The sequence below is a fragment of the Microbulbifer magnicolonia genome (assembly GCF_035117725.1).
Lineage (GTDB): Bacteria > Pseudomonadota > Gammaproteobacteria > Pseudomonadales > Cellvibrionaceae > Microbulbifer > Microbulbifer magnicolonia.
The window spans coordinates 686488-706732 of record NZ_JAYEFD010000001.1 but is presented as its reverse complement, the minus strand read 5'-3'; the positions used below and the strand labels follow the sequence as shown (position 1 = coordinate 706732).

Sequence of the window (20245 nt, the reverse complement as noted above, 5' to 3'; positions counted from 1 at the left end):
AAGCCAGAAATGCTAGCGGGCGACACGAATCGTGACTCGCGCGGCAACTGCTGCCTATCATTCTCAACCCTCCTGTTTCGGCGGGGCTTTCTTGAACTCGATGCGCTTCAGTTCCTTCGCCAGCGCTGGCGAAAATTGCTCGGCCTTGGGCACCTGTGCCTCTGACCATTTGAGCGTCGCCACGAAGCGTGGCCTGGTCGGATCCCGCGTGTTAACCGTGGAAATCCGCAGGGGGAGCGGCTTGTCTCCGGTTGCAATCCAGATTTCCCAGTCCAGGTTCGGGCCTCTGAATGCCCAGTGTTGGGTCTCCTTGCCGTCCACTTTATCCATACCGACTAAAAACCCCTCGCTGATATTCTTCCAAGCGTCCCGCGTATGGCCCCATTCGAGCAAATCGGCAAAGGGGACCTCGATACCGAAATCGCGCGCGGCCATCACCAGCGCGTCGCGCGTCGATGAAGCCGCGTCGAGTTCGGCAAAATATCCCTCCCGGGGTGCCACCAGCGTGAATTTCGTGCCGTCGTGGTAGAAGTGCCGCTTAATAGATTCGCCGAGCAGTTCCACCCGCAGCTTGTCCGGCTTTACCGCCAGGTAGCGCACGACACCGGGAACCAGCAGTTTCTGCTGGTTATCCAGCACCGCCTCGGTGAATGTCGCGGCGTCGAAGGCGATGGATTTCAGCGAGCCGAGATAGGTCGCCATCTCCTGCAGCGCTTTGATCGATGCGGGGTCAACGGCGCTCTCACCACGTTCAGCACTGCCCCTGTCCGCGGGCGCCTGGTTATGAGTCTGCGCACTGGCTGGCAAACCGACCCACGACAAGGCAATAAATATCAACGCCAGAAGCAGGGCGCCCATTTGGTGGTTTCTCAGCATCCAGGGTATCTCCGCGTATCCCGCAGTCTTGCGCGACCGTTGAGCCGGGTCGATATACGGCGCAACGCTGTGGCCGCCATATGAGTGAGTTTAGAAGAGGATTCTCAAGATGGCGGTAAATCCGACGGGTATCGGCGCCGAGCAGATGGGGGCAGGGCAAACCAGCCTGCTGCAGACTTCAGGCATCCTGGACTCGGCGCCAGTATTTTGTGCTATTGCTAATGCGGGCAATTGCCGTGACCTGACCGCCCCAGCGGCGAGCAGCACTGGAAAAGGAGCATGTAGATTGAAGCCGTGTCCACCTTGGCGATCCTATGAATGAAGCCGTCGCTGCCCATGAGCCGACCATCCGCCTGGTGTTCTTTCTGGGCATTCTCACCGCTATGGCGCTCTGGGAAGTCGCGAAGCCGCGCCGCAAGCGGGAAATTTCCCGCCGCCTTCGCTGGACCAACAATCTCGGCATCGTCATCGCCAACACGGCCATTCTTCGTTTGGGGTTCCCGATTATTCCCGTCGGCCTTGCGCTCGTGGCGGATGAGCGGGGCTGGGGGCTTTTCAATATCGTCGACGTGCCCGCATGGCTGGCCTTCACACTGTCAGTGCTCGCACTCGACCTCGCCATCTACCTGCAGCATGTGATGTTCCACGCGGTGCCCGCACTGTGGCGGCTGCACCGCATGCATCACGCCGATCTCGAATTCGATGTAACCACCGGTCTGCGCTTTCACCCCGTTGAGGTAATTCTGTCGATGGGTATCCGACTTGCCGTGGTGATGGTGCTCGGTCCTCCAGCCGCCGCCGTGCTCGCTTTCGAGATCCTGTTGAACGCCACCTCCATGTTCAACCACAGCAATGTCCGTATTCGGGTCGGCGTAGACCGGGTATTGCGCTGGTTCGTGGTCACGCCCGACATGCACCGCATCCACCACTCGATCCATCCGTCCGAAACCAATAGCAACTTTGGCTTCAATTTGCCCTGGTGGGACCGCTTGCTGGGCAGCTACCGCGCACAGCCGCGCGACGGCCACGAGGGCATGACCATCGGCATCGAGCAGTTCCGCACCCGCCGGGACCTCTGGCTGGACCGCATGCTTGTCCAGCCCTGGCGGGGCCCCGCGAGCGGCTATCCGATCAATCGCGACACGTGAAACAGGTGGCCGAATTGCTCATCGACCAGTTGCTCCAGCCGAAAAGCTTCCCGAATGGAGACTCTTCATCGGGAAGCCGGTTGCACAATAAAAGAGAATCAAGCCTCACTTCATATAGCGGTCGAAGAACGCAAGGATTTTTTCCGGGTGCCGCCCGAAATAGTTGTATCCGTCCTTTAAACGTCTCGTGGTGTTCTCGATCCAGAAGAGTTCCTTGTCTTCGCTCCCCAAAAGATCGAAGGTCTTTTGCCCGTCTTCCGGGTTCCTTGTCCAGGCGTCTTCGAGTACCTGGAACATGAGCACCGGCATTTTCACTGCAGGCGCGAACAGCTGGGGATTCATTTCGGCAGCCGTGTAGGCCCCCATCCTTATCAGCTCCAGATCTATAGGCTCCTGATGCTGGCTGATCCCTTGCAGTTCGGAAAAGGCATCGAAAATTGCCCACATGGAAACCACCATCGGGCTGCACATATTTGACACACTTGGCAAGCGTCACTCCCGCAATAACTCGCCCGTCTCCGGTAAATTAACGGATTCGCCAAAGGATCTGGTATGAAACCTGGACATGGAAACGGGCTCCAGCGACAACTACGTCAGGTGTAAGGTGAAGAAAGCCATAAGGGCAAACAGACTGAAGACGAGCCCCACCAGCAGCAGGTCGAACGGCCTGGCCTCATAGTCCGGTCCCGTTGGCGCATCAATCTGTCTGCGCTGGACGCGCATGCGGGCGTACGACAGCAGCACGACAAACCCACCACAGACAAGTAACGCGACCTCCGACCAAGGTGACGCCGGCTGCTCGCTCAGCCGCCCGGCGGCGAGTCCGAAGCCAACGACCGCCACTGCGGTTCGCACCCAGGCGAGGAATGTACGCTCATTGGCGGCATGCTCTTTGAAGTTCCGAGCCATCTGTGGCTCCCGTGCTGTATCGGCTTGCTCCGATGTCGAAGTCTAGATGACGCAGGAGCGTGATCTTTCGATCCGAACCCATACGGTAAAGGCAGGGAGGCTGGTGGAGATCGGTTGGTGCGGAGGACTACAGTGGATGCCGGGCTATTTGACTAAATCGAGAGAAATGTTGCGTAATAAACCGCTAACCTATTGATTTATATGAATTCGCTCGGTGTAAATTTGACTCATGGCTTTTAGGTGGAATGCGGCTATGAGAATCATTCTCACATGTGGCGTCATCAAATTCTCGTCCTAAATGCTCGCGCCACTGACCGAGGCTTCCGAGGATTCGATCTCCATCTGTAGATGGAGATGATCCAAAAGGGCTATACCCCCGCTGCTCAGTACCAGCCGTTCTTTCCCGTTCCAGTGCGCCAGTTTGCGCGCGATCAACACGTTCTCTAGTTCTTTGGCAAAGCTGTTACGTAATCCCACAGCCCGCATGATGTGCTGATATTCTTCGTTCTCCCCAATCCTTTCCAGGTGCTCTTTACCGAGGCCTGCTGTGTACTCCGTCAAGATAGAGGTCAACAGTGGTATTTGTGTCGTTCCTCGCACCAGGATTACTAGTATGGCCTGTATCTTCATGGCCGCATCTGAAAGTATCTCGTTTTTCCCGATTTCGTTCAGGAAGAAGCATTCCCCAAGCTCTTTCAGCTCGTATCCAATACAGCGGTACAGCAGGTCGTAATGGGGGCGGTTGTCCGAGGATGCCAGTTCGTCATACAAGGGATTGTCCACCAAGTGGCCGTCGGCTGGCGTCTTCTTGTTGATGACCCCACCGTTGATGAGCTCTTGGTAGATTCTTTGGCTTGCTCCGATATCCATAGTTACTGATTCTCCCTTGCTTGCTCTTCTCTCTTGGCTAGATATACGCGTTTGCGGTAGCGGAGTCGCATATCCTTGTGATCAATTTCGGAAAATTCCGCCGGTTGGTGCGTCTGCAGTTGGCCCTTGGCACCTAGAAAGGGCAGGGCATCAAGCAGCAGGTTAAGCCTGTATCCTGGCATGGTCGCACACAGGTATTCATGCAGCACCCGGTATGCATCTTGGTAGTCTGCATCAAAGCCGAACCCTTCCATCGCCTCCATGATCCTACTGACCGCATTGCGCTTGGCAATCTCCGCGGCGCTGGGAGGTTCTTGTACGGGCTTGCGTCCGGCCTTCGGGTGCAGCGTCTCGTTTTTAAGGCGGACCCGCAACAGCTCGTTGAACTCTGCGAGTCCCCGGGATTCGGGCCAGTTCAGTTTCGCGTTGTAGCTACGGTTGTAGCTTTTCAGTCCGCCTAGTATCCGCACTGGATTGAATACCGGATCATCTGCGCGTAAAGCCCAGTTTCGCAGTTGCCCAGTCTGGCGCTCTTGGACAGCATCTTTCAGCACATTGAATAACTCTTCGGTGCGGTTGTAGCGGCGACGTTCGTCCTGCGCATACTTTATGTAGGTTTCCAGGCTGTTGGCTATTTCGCCCACATCCTGTGAGTTACCTAGAATATGCAATTGAATCCTGTTGAGCCGGGCCACGTGTTCGGTTTGATTGTGCTGCTGGAAGCGCTCGACAATCTTACGTACCAGCGCCATCGGCGCATAGCTACCGTCGAGCTCTGTGTCCAGCCGGCGTATATCCAATCGCTCATCCAGAAATTGCAGTGTCGGTGTCACATAGCGCTCGTGGATTTTCAATATGGAATCCAACGCCTCGCGCACTTGATCGGTATGCTCAAGGTCGTTAAATGCCTGCTCATCCACCTTGGCTGCCAGTGTCTCTGCCTGTCCTTTTAACGCGCGCACCGCGGAGCGGATGCGTGAGTCTACCCCGTGCAGGGTCTGATAGACCTGCTCGAGCATCTCATCAAACTGAGGAATTCCCACGACCCATGGGATCAGGGGGTTGCTGACCTGCTTGTAACACTGCTCAAGCTGCGCCATAAGCTGGTTTAGCTCTGCCGACGACAGCTCCCGGAGCCGGGAATTGTCCAGGTGACGCAGCATCTCCAATACGAAGTCTTTCAGACGGAAGCGGCCAGACTGGGGATCCCGGTAGTTGAGCAGTCCGCAATGCTCCAGATTGTCCAGAGACAGGGCGTCCAGTTGCTTTAGCCGCTCCACCACCTCCAGCCCGGCGACTGATTGCATCAGCAGCTTGTCGTAATCGCTGGTGGTGAACTCCATCGAGGGGTTTTTCTGATCCCGCTCTACCCGGTCCATCAATGTGAAGAACAGGTGCTTGTTCTGCAGCACCTGGATGAGCGTGATATCGACTCTGACTGGCATAGCGCGAGACCTCAGTGCGCCGTCACGACGTCGTGATCGGCTTTGGCTGTGTAAAGTGTCTCGGCCTGCCTGGAGTCGTCACTCTCACGTCCATTTAGGTTATCCAGAGGCCCGGATACCTCCTCCGTTTCCTCTTCCATGGCGGTAGGCGGTATGACGGTGAGGGATTCTTCCTCAGACAGATATACCGCATGGCATTTGCCCACCGCAGTGCCTTCAGTTAGATACTGCAGGTAGATATCGTGCCAGCGCCCGATGTGCTCGGCGATATATCCGTTGTTGTTGGGGTTGGCTACCAGCAGTACAAAGCGGTTCTGCTCCACCACTCGGCGCAGCTCCGGCAGGTTGTCCTCATCCAGACTGCCGATTTCGTCGAACACCACGGGGAGGGTGAAGGTGACGTCCTCCGGTACCAGTCTGCGCATCAGGATCGACAGCAGGACTGCATTGACCATGCCGTTGGTGCCATTGGACTGGGAGGTGGTTTCCTCCTGGCCATTGATCTCGTAGATGAAGTCGACCCCGGTGATGATCCGCTCAAGGTCCAGCTTTGCATATTGTCCCCGTGATGAAACTAAGTACTCCTGGCTGAACGCCAGCAGCCGTCGGTAAAAGGAATCACTTTTCAGATCAGTGCTGCTAACCCGGTAGTCTTTCAGTTCTCGGCGTAGAACATTGAATGCCTCTAGCGTCTCTATTTTGATTTTGACACCCGTCAAGTTGGAAATTTTCACTCCGGCCAGGGTTTCATTGATCCGCTTCTCGAAGCTCTCAATGGACACACCCATGCTATCCAGCATGCCGAGTTCGGCGCTGGTTTTGTGGTTGTGGTTGCTGATACGAACCTGGTGTTCCTGTTCCTTTTTAGCTAGATTTTCGAACTCAGAGCGCAATCTTGAAAACAGCCCGGCGAAAACCTCTGAATCCAGACTCACTTGGTGAAGGGTTTCTGGGTCCACTTCAATGATGCCGGCTTGGGTCAGCTGTCGGTATCTGCGCTCTGCTTCCTGCTGGGCGTCGCGGTATTTGGTCATAGAGCGCTGCAACGGACCATGTTCATCGGCGAGGGCGTTGTAGTCGGTGATCAACTCTCTTTCTAGAATGGTGGCTTTGACCATTTTCGGGAGTTCTGGTGCGGAGCGTTCCGTTAATCGGAGTTCTTGTTCCGTGTCGCGGACCTTGTTCTGCTGCTGCTCTAGCGCGTTCAGCTTCTCCTGCAGTTCCGCCATCGCCTGCATGATTTCATGATGGTGGGCGTTGGCTTCGGCCAGCTCTTCCTCAAGCTCCGCGATCTCGCTTTGCAGATCGAATTCTTGAGCCCGTTTTTCTTCGCGAGCTGCCATATCGCCCTCGTAGCGGTGGAGGCAGGTCAGTTCGCTTTCCATTGCAGTGATTTCTGCCTGCTTATTGGCAACCATCTCCTGTGTGAGTGGACCGCTGGATTTGATAAACCTGTTCAGCTTGGTAATCTTGTCGTCGCAGGTTTTCAGTTTCCCCGTAAGGTCCTCTTTTTCCCACTCTGCTTCTTCGCGGGCGCGGTCGGCGTCGAAGATCTTGATGGGCGTGCTGGGCAGGGGCTCACCAATGAATTCCAACTGGTCACTATTGACTTCAAACAGCAGTGAGAATTCATTGATGGCATCGATGTGCTTACTCATGGGTTCACCGGTCAGCCGCTGGAAGCCTGGGTTTAGGCTGTGTAACACGGTGGCGCTGTGAGAGGGCAGATAGCCGAGTAAGGGTTTTTTGTTATCCTGGAGCTGTTCGGTGAGTTGTGCCAGGCGCGTTTGGTAGCTCTTCTTATCATCCAATCGACTTTGTAAGGCCTGGTTGGCTTCCTCCCGCGACTTCAGAGCAGTGAGTTCCTCCCTGGTTTCAGACAAGACGTCGTTGAGATAGCTGATGATTTGCGACAGCTCTGTGGTCTTACACACCAAGCTGGTTTGCTTTATAGCCTCCTCGGAAGTTGCTATGCGCCTATCTATCGACTTCAGGTCATTTCTGACTGTGCCAAGGCTGGATTTTCGGCCAGTCAGAGATTCGCTCACAGCCTTGCGCGCGGACTTGGCACCATTCAGCTGTCCTTCGAGCCCGGTTTTTTCGCCATTGAGTTGTTCCTGCTTTGGTGCTTGGCCTTCTTTTATGGCCTGAATAGACTCTTTCAGCACCCAGTATTTCCGGTGTGCCTTGATGCGTTCCGATTGGTAGGTGCCTTCTGAGGACTTCAGGACTTTCCAGTGATCCATGTTGTTCTTGATGGCCTGGATCAAATCTGCTTCTCGGCGCAGTTGTTCTCTCTCTTCGTGAATACCTTTGATATCGATATTGATGGATTTTTTGTTGATGGAGATTTCACTGTCGATGATATTGGCCATCGCCAGGGGCAGGTTGGCGGTGTCGGCACCTTTGATGTCGAAGGAAAGCTGCAGCATGGCCTTGATGGACTTGAGTAGTGATGGTCCGGGAGGCTGTACTGTGGGGACGATGCAGAAACGAGTTTCGGGGCGTGCCGGATTGACGCGAGTGAACATCGCGGTACGGATACTCTCCGAGTCCGTGAACAGCCGGCCGCCGAGATCAAGCAGGCTTTTGGTGACCTCTGCCAGTGACAGTCCTGGGGGATGCTGTCCCAACCCCTGATTGGCAGAGGAATTGTAATCCCAGAACAGGTGACGAATGGCTTCATACGGGTGCGGGACGTTGATCCGACCGTAACCTAACTCCTCTCTGCTTTGGTGTAGGACGATACAGAACTGCCCGTGTACGTTCTCTGCTTCCAGGATCAAGAAAGATGCATCGCAGGGAAAGTAGTAGTTGTAACTCTCAATACCGGTATATACCTTACCAGCAGATTTGAACTCGAACTTTTTCTCACAGTTTCGGAAGTTCACCTCTGGCAGCAGGAACAGCTTCAGGGCGTTCAACGCGGAGGTCTTGCCCTTGTTGTTCTTGGATAGGAGGGCAGAGCTCTCGTCAATGGGGATTTCCACATAGGCGCAGCTGCCTGAATTGACCAGAATCAGTTTCTTCAGACGGTAGATGTCGCCTTCGTCCAGCAGAGTGAGGGTGTTATCCATGGATTCTTTCCAGATAGGTTTCCTGTTCCAGTTTCTTGCCTTTGGTGTACATGCAGGTTAATAGCGGTGCCAACTCCGGGTGCTTGGCTCTGGCAAGGTGTATGGCGCTACGCTCGTCTTGTGTCAGGTGCCACCGGGAGCGTTCGAGGTATTGCTCAAAGTTGCTGGGTGCCAGGAAGCGGGGCGTCATGTCCGCCGGCCCCAGCAGGCTTTTGAGATTTGCGTAGGTCTTTATCCCTCCCATATCGAGATCAAAGAGGGTGTAAACATTTCTGAATTGTCGGTAGTAGGGAAGGTTGCAGGCTTTGGCCGCAGCGTTTCCAGCACCAAAGGCCAGTACCAGCTGTTCGGGCTGGTCCTCTATATCGCAATCTGCAGTGATCAGATCGAGGGTTTCCCGGTACCGGAGAAAGTTCTGCAGGTTTTCCACGATAACCAGGCTGGTATTTTCCGGCGGCGGAGGCGACCAGCGTCTACCGTCCCAGCTCACTGCGACTTCGGGCCTTTGCCATGGGTGATACTGAATCATCAGAGCATTACCTTCCACAGACTGGCTGTGAGATTTACCGGTGTGGGAGGCAGATACACGATCTGTGATCGGAGTAGGGGAGGGGAATTGGGATTCGATGTCGGTAAACAAGGACTCGTCGACGATTCGGACTTGGGTTCTCTGTGCCAGCGGGGATTCAGGAGCCAGGCAGAGAATCAATGTACCCGGGGGAATGCCATTTTTTGACATGGCATTGAGGAGCCGGCGCCACTCTATTGGGGTGCCAGCTCTGATTGCGCTCAGGAACTCGTGGGGTTTGCGCATTTTTTAGGCATTCCTGGGGCTGTTTGAATAGAAGTCACATTCTAAACAGCGATCAAATGATTCGCTAGTAATAAAACATACAGTTCTTTATGATAGCTACGATCATATGATATAGAGTCAAGCTATGCTTGAATTGTCACAACATGCACTGAAGCGGTTACGTCTGATAGACCTATATTTGGCGTTTTCAGGTCGTGTCACCCGCGGAGATCTCATTGCGCACTTTGATGTGGGTACCGCAACGGCCAGCCGAACGTTTAAGGAGTATCGCGATCGATATCCTGACAATCTTACGTATTCCGTCAACGAGCGAAGGTATCTGGCTGCCCCTATGTTCAGACCGGCTTTTGAACATGATGTGGATAGGGCCCTTTCCCTTCTGGCTTATGGAGTGGATTATCACGAGATTGCCGGGGTCAGATTTGGCGCCCATGTTCCGACCAATCTCACCGCACCGCTGGACCCATTTGCTGTCAGCGCTATCACGCGCGCCCTAGTATCTGGTACTGGGGTGGACGCGGCTTATGCCTCTGGCAGCTCCGGGGAAACCTACCGGACCCTCTTTCCTACCTCATTATTTCAGGGGGGCGGGGCCTGGTATTTCCGGGCTTTTGACCCGGAGAAAGATGGGTATCGCACATTCCGTTTCAGTCGTGTCAGCTCAGCAGAACCTTCTAGGCGCGATTGTAGTGGTGATCGGATAGCGCCTGATCCTGAATGGGCTCAGCAGGTGACCGTCACAGTAGCCCCTCATCCATCGAGAGAAAATCAGGTTGCGCTAAGGGAGGACCTTGGCCTCTCCGACAAGCCTGTAAAGAACATCATGATCAATGCGGCGGTGTGTGGTTTTGTGTTGACGGATTTACGGGTGGATTGCTCCTTGGGCGGGGACATGAATGCGCTTGAATATCCCTTGCGGCTGATGAACCGCCATGAGCTGACGGGTATTGGCAGCATGGCCATTGCGCCTGGTTTTCGGCAGGACTGAATTCAGTGAATCGTCTTAAAAAAATGTCCCTTGACGTGTTCTGGGAAGGTGGTGTCAAAGCCGCCGTCCAGATTTCGTAGTGATAATCGTTCTCAAATGTACCAGCTCACCGGCCATTGCGCTTTGCGGTTAATTTTTGAACCATCTTTGATGGCAGGGGGTAGCTGGTGGGCTGAGAAGAATCTATATCTTTTTAGCGCTCTTAAGGGAGCTAATCAGAACATCTAACCCTTCGTGGGGGTCAGCATTCAGGACCGCGCAGTACTCCACGAAATCAACGATATCGATCTTCTTACGTTCCTGTTCAATCTTGCCGATGATCGAATGGTGACGGCCGAGCATCCCGGCCGCGGCACGGATAGAGAGCCCCCGCTCTTCGCGTTGTTGCTTGAGCCACTTGCGGAGCTTGTCAGCATCGGGTGAATAGGGGGAGGACTTCATTGTCTCGATAGTAGAGACGAAGTACAATGGCGCGAAATTCGAGACAGCTAGATGTACTATGAAAGCTTTGAGGGTAAAGCCCGAACTCGTCTCACTACTGAAGACCGGGAACTTTGATACCTTTTCTGTACCCCGTTTTAGGGATGCCTACCAGGAACTGGTAGGTGAAGCTTCCAAGCCCAAGAAAGTGGTCAGCCAGTTGGTCAAGCGGCACTTGCGCAAGCTGGAAGAGCGGGGAGTCCTGGAACGGATCAACACCGGTAAGCCCCATCCGATCGAGTATCGGATAAAAGATCTCACCCGGTTGGACCCTGTACCCACCACCCCATCGAACGTGGATGTCATGCCCGAACAGGCAGGCGAATCGCTGCCTGACGAAGTAATTCACACTCTCATAGTGAAGTTGAGCAGATATCGAACAGATATGCTCTCGGCAACGGGCGCGCTTGAAGAGTATGAAGCAATCGTTCAAGCACAGCCCGGCCTGAAAAAGACGATCCAGAAGAAGTATGATCAAACCCGTGAAGAATATGCCAAAACTCTCGGTAAAGTGAGAGCTCTGGAGTCCCTGATCGACCTCCAGCCTAGTCCTTAATCGCTATGAACTTACGCCGTTGGCAGGCCGAGAGTATCTCTCGGGCCTATGTACAGTATTGCTCAAATGTTCGCCACTTCATGTGCCTGGCTACCCCTGGGGCAGGGAAAACAATCATGGCGGCTTTGTTGACCAAGAAACTGTTTGAAGCCGGAATGATTGACATGGTGATGTGTTTTTCCCCTGCGATCGTCGTGGCTGAGGATTTCCAGAGGGAACTGGAAGTACAGACAGATAAAAGGCTGAATGGACGGCTCGGCGCAGATGGATGTTCTTTGACCTATCAGGCCATGAGCTCTTTGGATGCTTCCTTTTGGGAAATCCTGGAGAATTATCGAGTCTTCGTAATATTTGACGAAATCCACCATTGCGCGGCCACGGAAGAAGGTAGAAGCAATAGTTGGGGAGAAACCATCTATCGTTATATCCGCGGAAAATCAGCTTACTCCTTGGCGCTGACGGGCACACCGTGGAGGTCTGACAATATCCCCATCGTACTGGCGGATTACTGCAGGGAATCCGGCAAGGTACATTGCGACTACCGCTATGGTCTGGGCCAGGCGGTAGCTGACGGGGTCTGCAGAGAGCCACGCATCAACGCTGTCGACAATTCACAAATCTGGGTCACTGAAGGCACGGAGACCCATTGCTACCACTCCTTCAAAGAGCTGCTGTTGCAGTCAGATTGCTGCAGTTACCAGGATCTCTTGGATAACGATGCCCTGATTACAGAAGTCCTGCGCCGAGCGACGCGTAAACTCGATAGCCTGAGGAAAAGAGCCCCAAATGCTGGGGGGCTAATAGTTGCGACCTCCGTTTCTCATGCGCGGAAAATAGCTCATTTGCTGCATACGGAGCTCAATGAAACCGCAGAGATCGCCACTTACGCTGAAGACAGTCCGCTGGCTACCATCCGCCAATTCCGCAATAGCACCAGCAAATGGATTATTTCTGTTGGGATGATCAGCGAGGGCACCAATCTGCCGCGACTGCAGATCTGCTGCTATCTGACACGCGTCAAGACGGAACTCTACTTCCGTCAGGTGCTTGGACGCATTCTTCGCGCTACGGGCCAGGAGGGCGAGAGAGGCTATCTCTTTATGCCGGCAGAACCGACCCTGATCGAGTATGCCCTGCGGGTGTCGGAGGATATTCCCGATTCCAACATTCTGTCATTTGAATCGATAGAATCCGCAACTGATGTTTTTGTTGGCTCGAGTTCATCCTCAGACGAGCAGGAGAGGGAGTGGTCAAATGCCAACCCAGTGATCGATATCAGTACCGGTGCTGGTGGAGAATACGTCTCCGGAGAGCTGACCGGTACGCAATCGGCGCTGGCGCAATCCTATGAAGCCTGTATCAATATTTCTGGATACTTCGTACAGAAATTGTTGGAGATAAGCGGAAACGACCTTGGTGGTCGCGGCACTCCATCTGGCCGAGTACAGGCTCCTCTTTGAATTGGCGATGGCACGATTTCCGGTTGGGAGTAGGGGAGTTGAGGTGCGTTTGATGCTGGAAGGCGTTTCATAACTTGGGAAAGAGGATTCTTCGGTCAGGCTGGCTAGGGCTACCCGGTTCCAGGCGAGCCACGTCTGATCCGACTCGGATACCCCCTTTGTCTCGAGATTGTGACCACCGCGTTATCAGAGGTAATATAGTGCCTAAACGACACTATATGAGCTCTGAATGAATGAACGAGGAAGAGTACCTACAAGGCTATGACAAGGGGGCATTCGAGGCCCCTTTGCTCACGGTGGACGCAGTGCTGTTCACCTACCATCAAGACGAGCTGAAGGTGCTTCTGGTGGAGCGCTCCAACCACCCGGAGAAAGGGAGGTGGGCCCTGCCAGGAGGCTTCGTCGCAGAGGACGTCGATAAGACCCTGGAGGATACAGTCGTCCGCAAACTCAAGGAAAAGACTGGAGTAGAGCCCCCCTATGTCGAGCAGCTGTATACCTTCGGCGGTGACGACAGGGACAAGCGCGGCTGGTCGGTTACCGTCTGCTATACCGCCCTGATCGCCCACCAGGACTGCCAGACTCATATTGATACGGTTTCCGGCGTAGCCTGGGTGAAGGTCGCTCGTGCGGAGAAGATGGATCTGGCGTTCGACCATAGCAAGATCTTGCGCTACGCCCAGGAGCGTCTTCGCCAGAAGGCCCTGTATAGCATCGTACCCGCCTATGCGCTGCCCAAAAAATTCACCCTGCCGGAGTTGCAGCGAGTGCATGAGGCGATCATCGGCAAGCCGCTGCAGAAAAAGTCCTTCCGGCGCCGGATCGAGCAGGCGGACCTGCTGATCGATACCGGAGAGAAGCGTTCGGAGGGCGGACGGCCGGCGACGCTCTACCGGATGCGGGCGAAGTCCGGGGACTACACCTTCGTGCGCAATCTGGAACAGTAGTCGCCGCAATCGGTGGCCCGACGGTAAGAGGTAAACGATGTCTTGGCAAGATAAGACCGTAATCTACGTGGACATGGATCGCACCCTTTGCGATTTCGATGGTGCCTATCGGTATTACCAGTGCGAGCGGCCGGACGTCGCCTTTCCGCAGAGTATCCCCGGCTTCTACGCCGGACTGCAGCCGCTGCCCCACGCAGTAGAGACCTATCGCTGGCTGCACGAGCAGGAGGCGTTCGCCGTGTTCGTCCTGACCGCACCCTCGACCATGAATCCCCACTGCTACACGGAGAAGCGCCTTTGGGTGGAGCAGCATCTGGGTTTCGACGTGGTCGACCGTTTGATCATCAGTGCGCACAAGGGGCTCAATCGGGGCCACTACCTGATCGATGACAATGCCGAAGGACGGGGGCAGGAGTATTTCGAGGGAGAGCTGATCCACTTTGGACAGACTCCATTCCCGGATTGGCTGGAGGTTAGGCGCTTCTTTGAGCGCCTGTCGGCTGGTGCCGAGGTGGGCGCTTAGATCAAGTCGTACGTCACGTTAGTCATAGAATGGGTTTCTATGACCCATTCTGCGGGCAGATTGTGAGTCATAGAAATCGTTCGGTGGGCGTCGAACAATGCTTGCGCCGTGAAAACCCTGTACTGCCTCGGTTTTCACGGCGCAGCGAGAGGCCGCGAGACGCAATTTAAGAGGCAGCGGCCATTGCCGTCTCTCCGCGAGGGATGGCCGCGTGCTCGCGGATTTCCTCCAGGTCCTGCTCAACCAGCAGCTCCCCGTTGCGGAATACCGGCCGCAGCAGGTTAGGGCGATTCCCCAGATCCTGTTCGCGAATAGTCCCCAAGGTGCCATCGCCGCGACGGATCAGCGCCAGACGGCCTTTCTTTGAGCGTTTGCCGATATCGGTCACCGGGTCCTTGTAGACATCCCACCACAGGCCGTTCACCCTGACCGCGCTGGCCTTCATGGCGAACTTCATGGTGTCCCGGTTCACCTTCTGCAGCAGCTCGGCGCCCATGCCGAAGGCGATGTTGTCGGCGCTCTGCTTGCGAGCCTTCATCGCGGCCAGGATGCCCTCAATGGTATGCAGAGAGATGCCGTCCCCCTGGATCACCCGAATGTAGTCCGGCAGCACCCGATAGCCCTTGTCATTGATACGGGCCCCGAAGATGCGCATCAGGCGCTCGATGGTCTGAGTGACCACGTCAACGGGATCGCCGCTATCCGGGCGGATTACCAGGGTTCCGCCATTGTTCTCCACTCGCTCCTTCAGCTCGCCGCCCCAAATATTGTCGATGGCATTCCACAAGTCGTAGCTGTCACTGACCACCGCGACCAGGCGTCCGTCGCCCGCGAACTGGGTCAGCATGTTGGCATAGGCCTCGGCCTCGTGGTCCCGCCCCCAGCTGGTCATGGTGCTGTGCTCCGCAGCCGGAATAGAGAAGCCGGCCATGGGTGCGTTGTAGAAACGACGGCCTGCGACCAGCGCCGCGATGGTGTCGGTGCCCTGGAAGTTCACTAGGTGAGCCAGGCCACCCAGCGCCGCGGTCTCCTGGCTGCTGGCGCCGCGGGCGCCGAAGTCGTGAAGCTTGAAGGGCAGTCCGTCCAGATTGTCCGCGGTTTCCTCCAGGTAGCGGTGGATGACCTTCTTCGCCTCGCGGCTCTGGGTGGCCACGGTGGTGGGGTACCAGACGGCTCGGAGCAGGGCGGTCTCCACATAGCTGGTGAGCCAGAAGCACTTCGGATCAGTGTTGACTACCTGGGCCAGCACGTTTTGCACCGGGACCACCGTGCCCTCCGGCACTGCCTGTACCTCGATGGGCAAATGACCCCGGTGTTCCGCGAGGATGTACTCCCAGCCCTCGCGATTGAAAGGCACTCCGTGGGCCAGGCAGAGTTCCTCCGCTTCGTCGACGTCGGCCTGGCCAATGGGGCGGGTCAGGTACTGCTTTATGAAGGCCTGCAGGCCGAAGAAGACCGCCTCCTTGAACTGCCCGCCGCGGCTCTCGATATAGCTGCTGACGTATTGGGTGCCCTCCGGGTACTGGAGGTAGTGGCTGGTCTTGTAGCTGTCTACGTTCAAGATCGGGTTGTAGCTCTGCATCGCGGAAATCCTCCGTCGAAGTGGTGTTGGCGCCGGTCTATCCGGCACGTTGAGCAGCGGGAGCTGCCAGACCATTAGTGACGTTTCGCCTCTAATGACCAAATAGTGGCTGATAGACACTTTCGTGTCAAGAGCACGTCCATGGAATTCCGCGTTGCGAAGGCAGAAGGGTGCGGAGGTAGGATTAGCGACTCAGATCAAGTCGTCGAGAAGGGAGCAGTCGACGCGTGGAGCAAGCTTCACGGCCTTAGCCGAGACAGCTCGGAGCTGAACAGAAGGCCCCTCAACCCAGCGCCATCAATTCTCGAAACGACTTCGTCGGAGCAAAACAGATCGAACGACACTTCATTCCGGGCCTTGAAGATGTGGTCCTTCAGGGGCTCCGGAAAAGTCAGGGATTCAACTTCCACATGGGTTTCGCCGTGCATCCGGTAGGAAATCTGATCGACCTCTATCGGCTTGCTGTTGAGGCAGTGATACAGGCAACAGCGCCCGCCCGGAAGGTTGCACGGTAAGAACTCTCCGAAGGGAGACAGGAGATCGTGCAGCGCCTCCTCGGCTTTCTGATTCAGGATCAAAAAGCCGGGTCTCCACATGCCGATGTCCGGCAGCGCTACAGTGCCCTCGTTTTGAAAATAGGTGACGTCCAAAGGCTTCCAGAAATCGGCGACCGGCACGTCCAGGGTGCCCAGCTGCATTGCGACCTGTTCCCCGATGTGTGGATCGAGGAGGTCCAGATAGTCCTCGACGTCCAACGTAAAGCTCTGGTAATTCTGGCTGTCTTCAAAGATTTTATAAATCATGGGCTTTGTTACCTTAGAGGCGGCTGGGTGACGTAGTCGGGCTGCTGGCCATCGCGCAGAAGATTGCGCAAGGCTATCAACTTGGCCCGGAATACCTCGCTGTCGGAGATGACGTTCGTCGAGGTATGAACCCAGTGCTCATAGTTGTGCGTATGAATCTCGGAGTGCGCCGCGGCGTGGGGCATGGCCCAGTGCCCTTTGTCTTGCTTCTGCCGGGGATCCAAACGCCGTTGTCGGGGTCGTTGATGCGTATGCCGTGGAAATGCAGGTCGATTCGGGATTGCGCCGCGTATTGGGTTCTCCCCTTGCCCAGCACGATGTGGTGTGCCGTGAAACGGGGGTTGGGCTGGGGCCGTCCATCCGCGCGCATGAACCTGGCGAGCGTCTCCGTTGGGTGATGTTTCTCAAGCGCCATTGCCCCGCGCAAGGCCCGCTTTTCCTGGCGGGTTGCGCCGTCTCCCGGCTGAAGGGCTGCGCGATATTCTTCCAGTCGTGTCTGCACCTGAACCTGCGTCAAGGTGACCTGCCGCTGGGCTTTCAGGTGCGCAAGCGCCTTGCCAAGCTCCTTTTCTCGCTTCTCGCGTTGCTCCAGCGTCTCGTTGGCCGGTGCTATCGACTTGCGATAATAGGACTTGGCTTTCTCCTCGAAACCGGCGATCGCCCGTTCGAGAGGGCTCATTTCGTGGTAGTGAGGCGTGATTCGTCGTCCGTGATCATATTCCATCGCAGTTACTCCATTGCTGCTTGATGCGAAGGGCGCTTTTTCCAAAACGGGATGTTACAACATTCTCCGGACACGGAGGAAAGCTCCGGCGCGCCGTGACGACCGGCACTACAAATCCAGATTCGGCAGTAGCCGGGCGATGTTGCGCGCGTCGTCCTCCCCGCGATGCTGCCGCCCCTCGAATTCCAGACCGAGGGATTGCAGTGCGCTTCCGAGGCCGGCGTGACGCTTCTTGCCGGTCTTCTGCTGCCACAGCGCCTTAAGGTTGATATGTTGCTTGGCAAAAAATGCCGGCGCGCAGTCGTGGCGCGCCTGCTCGATGCGGATCTGGTTGAAGTCGTACTGTCCCCAACTGGCCCAGGCCTTGTATTCGAGCCCCTGCAGCCAGCCGTTCAGCAGCGCCGTCGCCTCTGCAAAGTCCGGCGCCGCCGCCACTTGTCCGGGATCTATGCCGGTGAGCTGGCAGCAGAAATCGCTGAGTTCGGGGTTGATGGTGGGCCTCACTAATTGGCTGTGGCTGGCCAGGACTTCTCCCTCCAGGGTGGCCAGGGCTAGTCCGAACTCGATCACTTCCATGGTCTCGGCGGACTGTGGGCGATCGTTCCAGCAGGTGGCTTCGAGGTCGACGATCAGCAGGTGACGGATGGGATCCGCATTCGGCGGTGTCATGAAAGGGGCTCCGTTGTTCCAGGGGATTCGCTGAGGCACACCAGGGCGAGCCGCTCGCCTTCCTCTCCGCGATAGGTATCCAGGAAGTGGCAGTTGCCCACGGCGACCGGCCTGGGTACAAAGTTGTGGCCGAGGTAGAGTGCGTCGATGCCGTCGATCCGGAAGGGGGCGAGGGCTTTCGGTTCGGCCTGGGCAATCGTGTCCAGGCGCTCCAGAAATAGTCGTCTGTATTCGGCCGGGGTGCGTTTCGCATCGCCCAGCCCGAGCAAGCGCCGGTACAGCTGGCTGGCCAGGGAGCGATCCCATAGGAACTGCTCCGCGGTATTCGCCACTCGCTCGTCTTCTTCCAATGATACGCCAGAGGACCAGGACTCCTCGATTACGGCCAGGGCGCGCAGCGTTCGCGGCCAGCTGCCGCCGAGGACGTTGGCGTGGATCAGGCCGATGTGCCGGCCGCCGGCGTCTAGCTCGATGGCCCAGGGCCATCGCCTAACTTGGCTCACTAGGTACTGCTGTTGTGCCTGCGGCAGCCTGTAGAACCAGTCGCCGCCGTTGGCACGGTGCCGGAGTGCAGTTTCCGGATTCTCGGACCCGGCGATCATCATCGCTTCGTGGTTGCCGAGAATGCCGAAATAGGTCTTTTGATCGACCATTGCGAGCAGAGATTCGCTGTCCGGGCCTCGGTCAACCAGGTCTCCGAGACAGAAGAGGCGATCGCAAGCAGGATCGAAGGCAACCTCCCGCAATTGCTTATTGAGCTGCTGCAAATGGCCGTGCAGGTCCCCGACGACGAAGTCACGTCCGGCAAGATTCCTGTCGACATTGAGGAACAGACTCATGGAAGACTCACATGATTGACCATAGGCCGCGTTGCCGGCATCGGAGAAGCCGTTGTTTCCGGCCTCATTGCCGGCACTCAGGTGGCCGACGGCTTCCCGGATGGCGAAGTTATCAAAATCACTTATAACTCCCTAAACTCGCTATAAATCGACCGCGGTGGGGTGCGGGTACCTGCGAGCACATCTCATGATGCCGGAAGGTTACGCTGTCCCTACCAAGGATTGGATTATGTAGTAGTGGTCCTCGAACATCTCCTGGGGATCCAGTGCACCCAGTGGCACCCACCTGGCATGGCGGGCGTCGTCGCCGCCCTTTACCTTGGGCAACTGGCTGCAGGGTTCCAGTTCAATATAGAAGGCGTGGGTAATGGTCCTGCCACGGGCGGAGCGATAGGGCTCGTCGAAGACGTCCTGGCGGCGGATCGAGCCCTTGAGGACCGGAGCCGGCACCCTAAGCCGGGTCTCTTCGCGCAGTTCCCGCAGGCAGGCGTCCACCAGCTTCTCGTGCGGATCGACAAAGCCGCCGGGCAGGGCCCAGAGGCCACGTCCCGGGAAGGCGCGCCGCTCCACCAGGAGCACGTGCCCTGACTGAACTACCACCGCATCCACCGTCACATGCGTGGGCGGGTAGGGCGCGGCAGTCCAGGAGGCCTTGTACTTGGTCACGAACTCAGCCTCCTCGCGCATTGCCTGGTAGGCCGGATCAGAGTCCACGAAGCTGTGCAGAGTTTGCGCCACCGGCGGCGGCAGCAGGTGGGAATCCTCCAGATCCCGCAACTGACCAGCCGGATTATCGCCGAACACCCGCTCCCGGATGGGCGTCGCGCTGATGCTCTTGAAATTGTCGACGCCCAGAGAATCCCACTGGGGGAAAAGGTTCAGGTAGAAGCCGGTGTGATCCTTGCGGTGACCGATCAGCGCGATCTTCGGAGGCTTGTGCGGCACCGGGTGATGCGCGGTCACTATTCCAGAGACCGAAGTCTGCACGTTGCGTACCCACAACTCATCGTTATAGGGCACGTCCATCAGCGGCAGGCAGATGAGACGTCGGTTGTCTGCTTCCGGCAAGCAGGCCCGGATATGCGTCTCCCGCTCGACGTGCGTCCAAGGGTTGCGGGGATTGCGTGGTTGGAAGGCTGAGCCGATCAGGACGATCAGACGCGCTGCCCGGGACAGCCCTTCCTCGACCACCTTGAGGTGACCTGTATGAAATGGCTGAAAGCGGCCGATAAAGACGGCGAAATCGTAGTCTTTGGACATGGCAGCAAGCTCCTTGCTGGGGTGAATGACTCTGGTCTATCCAGTGCCGTGATTATTCATCCTTACATTATTGACTTTTAGACACTAATGGTCAAGAAGCAGATACCTTGTTAGCCAACATGCTATGCACGAGATTACATTATTATATCGCTAGATGTCTTGAGGATCTTGGGCTTCAACTCTAAAAAGAATCTGTGACGCTTGGACCTTTTTCTATCCATGGTTCGATATGCAAAATCCGCGCTATTTCTTTTTCACGGCATTGTAGTATTCGG

Annotated in this window: 21 protein-coding genes; 7 read left to right on the top strand and 14 right to left on the bottom strand. The window is 56.3% G+C overall.

The features are described 5' to 3' along the window. Nucleotides 1-63 precede the first annotated feature (63 nt). Nucleotides 64-876, bottom strand: a complete 813-nt coding sequence (locus RRF64_RS03165; RefSeq protein ID WP_323844375.1) for a DUF2092 domain-containing protein — start codon at nt 874-876, stop codon at nt 64-66. Nucleotides 877-1190: 314 nt separating this feature from the next. Here RRF64_RS03165 and RRF64_RS03160 point away from each other — a divergent pair, with 314 nt between their 5' ends. Then, nucleotides 1191-2024 carry a sterol desaturase family protein gene (locus tag RRF64_RS03160; protein ID WP_323844374.1) on the top strand — a complete coding sequence of 278 codons (834 nt, stop codon included), beginning with the start codon at nt 1191-1193 and terminating at the stop codon, nt 2022-2024. A gap of 105 nt (nt 2025-2129) precedes the next feature. On the opposite strand, the gene RRF64_RS03155 is transcribed toward RRF64_RS03160, so the two are convergent. From RRF64_RS03155 to RRF64_RS03130, 6 genes are all read right to left on the bottom strand, one after another. Next, complete coding sequence (locus RRF64_RS03155) at nt 2130-2495, bottom strand: alpha/beta hydrolase (protein ID WP_323844373.1); 366 nt, start codon at nt 2493-2495, stop codon at nt 2130-2132. Nucleotides 2496-2612: 117 nt separating this feature from the next. Continuing rightward, nucleotides 2613-2933, bottom strand: coding sequence for a YidH family protein (locus tag RRF64_RS03150; protein ID WP_323844372.1), 321 nt, complete (start codon nt 2931-2933; stop codon nt 2613-2615). A 294-nt stretch (nt 2934-3227) separates the two neighbouring features. Beyond that, on the bottom strand, nt 3228-3803 hold the full coding sequence (locus tag RRF64_RS03145) for a condensin complex protein MksE (protein WP_323844371.1): 576 nt from the start codon (nt 3801-3803) through the stop codon (nt 3228-3230). A 2-nt stretch (nt 3804-3805) separates the two neighbouring features. After that, a complete protein-coding gene (locus tag RRF64_RS03140) occupies nt 3806-5248 on the bottom strand; it encodes a hypothetical protein (protein ID WP_323844370.1) in 1443 nt (480 codons plus the stop codon). An 11-nt stretch (nt 5249-5259) separates the two neighbouring features. Then, nucleotides 5260-8325 carry a hypothetical protein gene (locus tag RRF64_RS03135; RefSeq protein ID WP_323844369.1) on the bottom strand — a complete coding sequence of 1022 codons (3066 nt, stop codon included), beginning with the start codon at nt 8323-8325 and terminating at the stop codon, nt 5260-5262. Then, nucleotides 8318-9139, bottom strand: coding sequence for a Wadjet anti-phage system protein JetD domain-containing protein (locus RRF64_RS03130; protein ID WP_323844368.1), 822 nt, complete (start codon nt 9137-9139; stop codon nt 8318-8320). Before RRF64_RS03130 ends, RRF64_RS03135 begins: the two co-directional genes overlap by 8 nt. A 124-nt stretch (nt 9140-9263) precedes the next feature. On the opposite strand from RRF64_RS03130, the gene RRF64_RS03125 reads away from it, so the two are divergent. Next, the gene (locus RRF64_RS03125; RefSeq protein WP_323844367.1) at nt 9264-10127 is read left to right on the top strand and encodes a helix-turn-helix transcriptional regulator; all 864 of its coding nucleotides are present in this window, start codon (nt 9264-9266) and stop codon (nt 10125-10127) included. Between the two features lie 183 nt (nt 10128-10310). Here the strand turns inward: RRF64_RS03125 and RRF64_RS03120 are convergent, their stop codons facing one another. Continuing rightward, entirely contained in the window at nt 10311-10568 is a 258-nt protein-coding gene (locus RRF64_RS03120) for a helix-turn-helix domain-containing protein (protein WP_323844366.1), read from the bottom strand. 58 nt (nt 10569-10626) lie between these two features. Between RRF64_RS03120 and RRF64_RS03115 the strand changes: the two genes are divergently transcribed. The 4 genes from RRF64_RS03115 (at nt 10627) to RRF64_RS03100 (ending at nt 14093) form a co-directional block, all read left to right on the top strand. After that, complete coding sequence (locus RRF64_RS03115; RefSeq protein ID WP_323844365.1) at nt 10627-11163, top strand: hypothetical protein; 537 nt, start codon at nt 10627-10629, stop codon at nt 11161-11163. Between the two features lie 5 nt (nt 11164-11168). Next, nucleotides 11169-12623, top strand: coding sequence for a DEAD/DEAH box helicase (locus tag RRF64_RS03110; RefSeq protein WP_323844364.1), 1455 nt, complete (start codon nt 11169-11171; stop codon nt 12621-12623). A gap of 233 nt (nt 12624-12856) precedes the next feature. Then, nucleotides 12857-13570: an NUDIX hydrolase gene (locus RRF64_RS03105; protein ID WP_323844363.1), complete on the top strand. Its 714-nt coding sequence runs from the start codon at nt 12857-12859 to the stop codon at nt 13568-13570. Between the two features lie 37 nt (nt 13571-13607). After that, a complete protein-coding gene (locus RRF64_RS03100) occupies nt 13608-14093 on the top strand; it encodes a 5' nucleotidase, NT5C type (protein WP_323844362.1) in 486 nt (161 codons plus the stop codon). A gap of 166 nt (nt 14094-14259) precedes the next feature. Here RRF64_RS03100 and RRF64_RS03095 read toward each other — a convergent pair whose 3' ends face one another. The 3 genes from RRF64_RS03095 to RRF64_RS18780 form a co-directional block, all read right to left on the bottom strand. Continuing rightward, nucleotides 14260-15675 carry a nicotinate phosphoribosyltransferase gene (locus RRF64_RS03095; RefSeq protein ID WP_323844361.1) on the bottom strand — a complete coding sequence of 472 codons (1416 nt, stop codon included), beginning with the start codon at nt 15673-15675 and terminating at the stop codon, nt 14260-14262. A 239-nt stretch (nt 15676-15914) separates the two neighbouring features. Then, nucleotides 15915-16478: a hypothetical protein gene (locus RRF64_RS03090; protein ID WP_323844360.1), complete on the bottom strand. Its 564-nt coding sequence runs from the start codon at nt 16476-16478 to the stop codon at nt 15915-15917. A 76-nt stretch (nt 16479-16554) separates the two neighbouring features. After that, nucleotides 16555-16848 (bottom strand): AHH domain-containing protein, encoded by a 294-nt coding sequence (locus RRF64_RS18780; RefSeq protein ID WP_422732618.1) that lies wholly within the window; start codon nt 16846-16848, stop codon nt 16555-16557. Between RRF64_RS18780 and RRF64_RS03085 the strand changes: the two genes are divergently transcribed. Then, nucleotides 16735-17226 carry a hypothetical protein gene (locus tag RRF64_RS03085; RefSeq protein ID WP_323844359.1) on the top strand — a complete coding sequence of 164 codons (492 nt, stop codon included), beginning with the start codon at nt 16735-16737 and terminating at the stop codon, nt 17224-17226. The two genes, RRF64_RS18780 and RRF64_RS03085, sit on opposite strands and share 114 nt — an antisense overlap. An 84-nt stretch (nt 17227-17310) precedes the next feature. Here the strand turns inward: RRF64_RS03085 and RRF64_RS03080 are convergent, their stop codons facing one another. The 3 genes from RRF64_RS03080 to RRF64_RS03070 all read right to left on the bottom strand — a co-directional run bounded on the left by RRF64_RS03080 (nt 17311) and on the right by RRF64_RS03070 (nt 19997). Continuing rightward, a complete protein-coding gene (locus RRF64_RS03080) occupies nt 17311-17871 on the bottom strand; it encodes a 3'-5' exonuclease (RefSeq protein ID WP_323844358.1) in 561 nt (186 codons plus the stop codon). Further along, nucleotides 17868-18710 carry a metallophosphoesterase gene (locus tag RRF64_RS03075; protein ID WP_323844357.1) on the bottom strand — a complete coding sequence of 281 codons (843 nt, stop codon included), beginning with the start codon at nt 18708-18710 and terminating at the stop codon, nt 17868-17870. The genes RRF64_RS03080 and RRF64_RS03075 overlap by 4 nt, the downstream gene beginning before the upstream one ends. Nucleotides 18711-18911: 201 nt before the next feature. Next, nucleotides 18912-19997 (bottom strand): bifunctional nicotinamide-nucleotide adenylyltransferase/Nudix hydroxylase, encoded by a 1086-nt coding sequence (locus tag RRF64_RS03070; protein WP_323845585.1) that lies wholly within the window; start codon nt 19995-19997, stop codon nt 18912-18914. Nucleotides 19998-20245 lie beyond the last annotated feature (248 nt).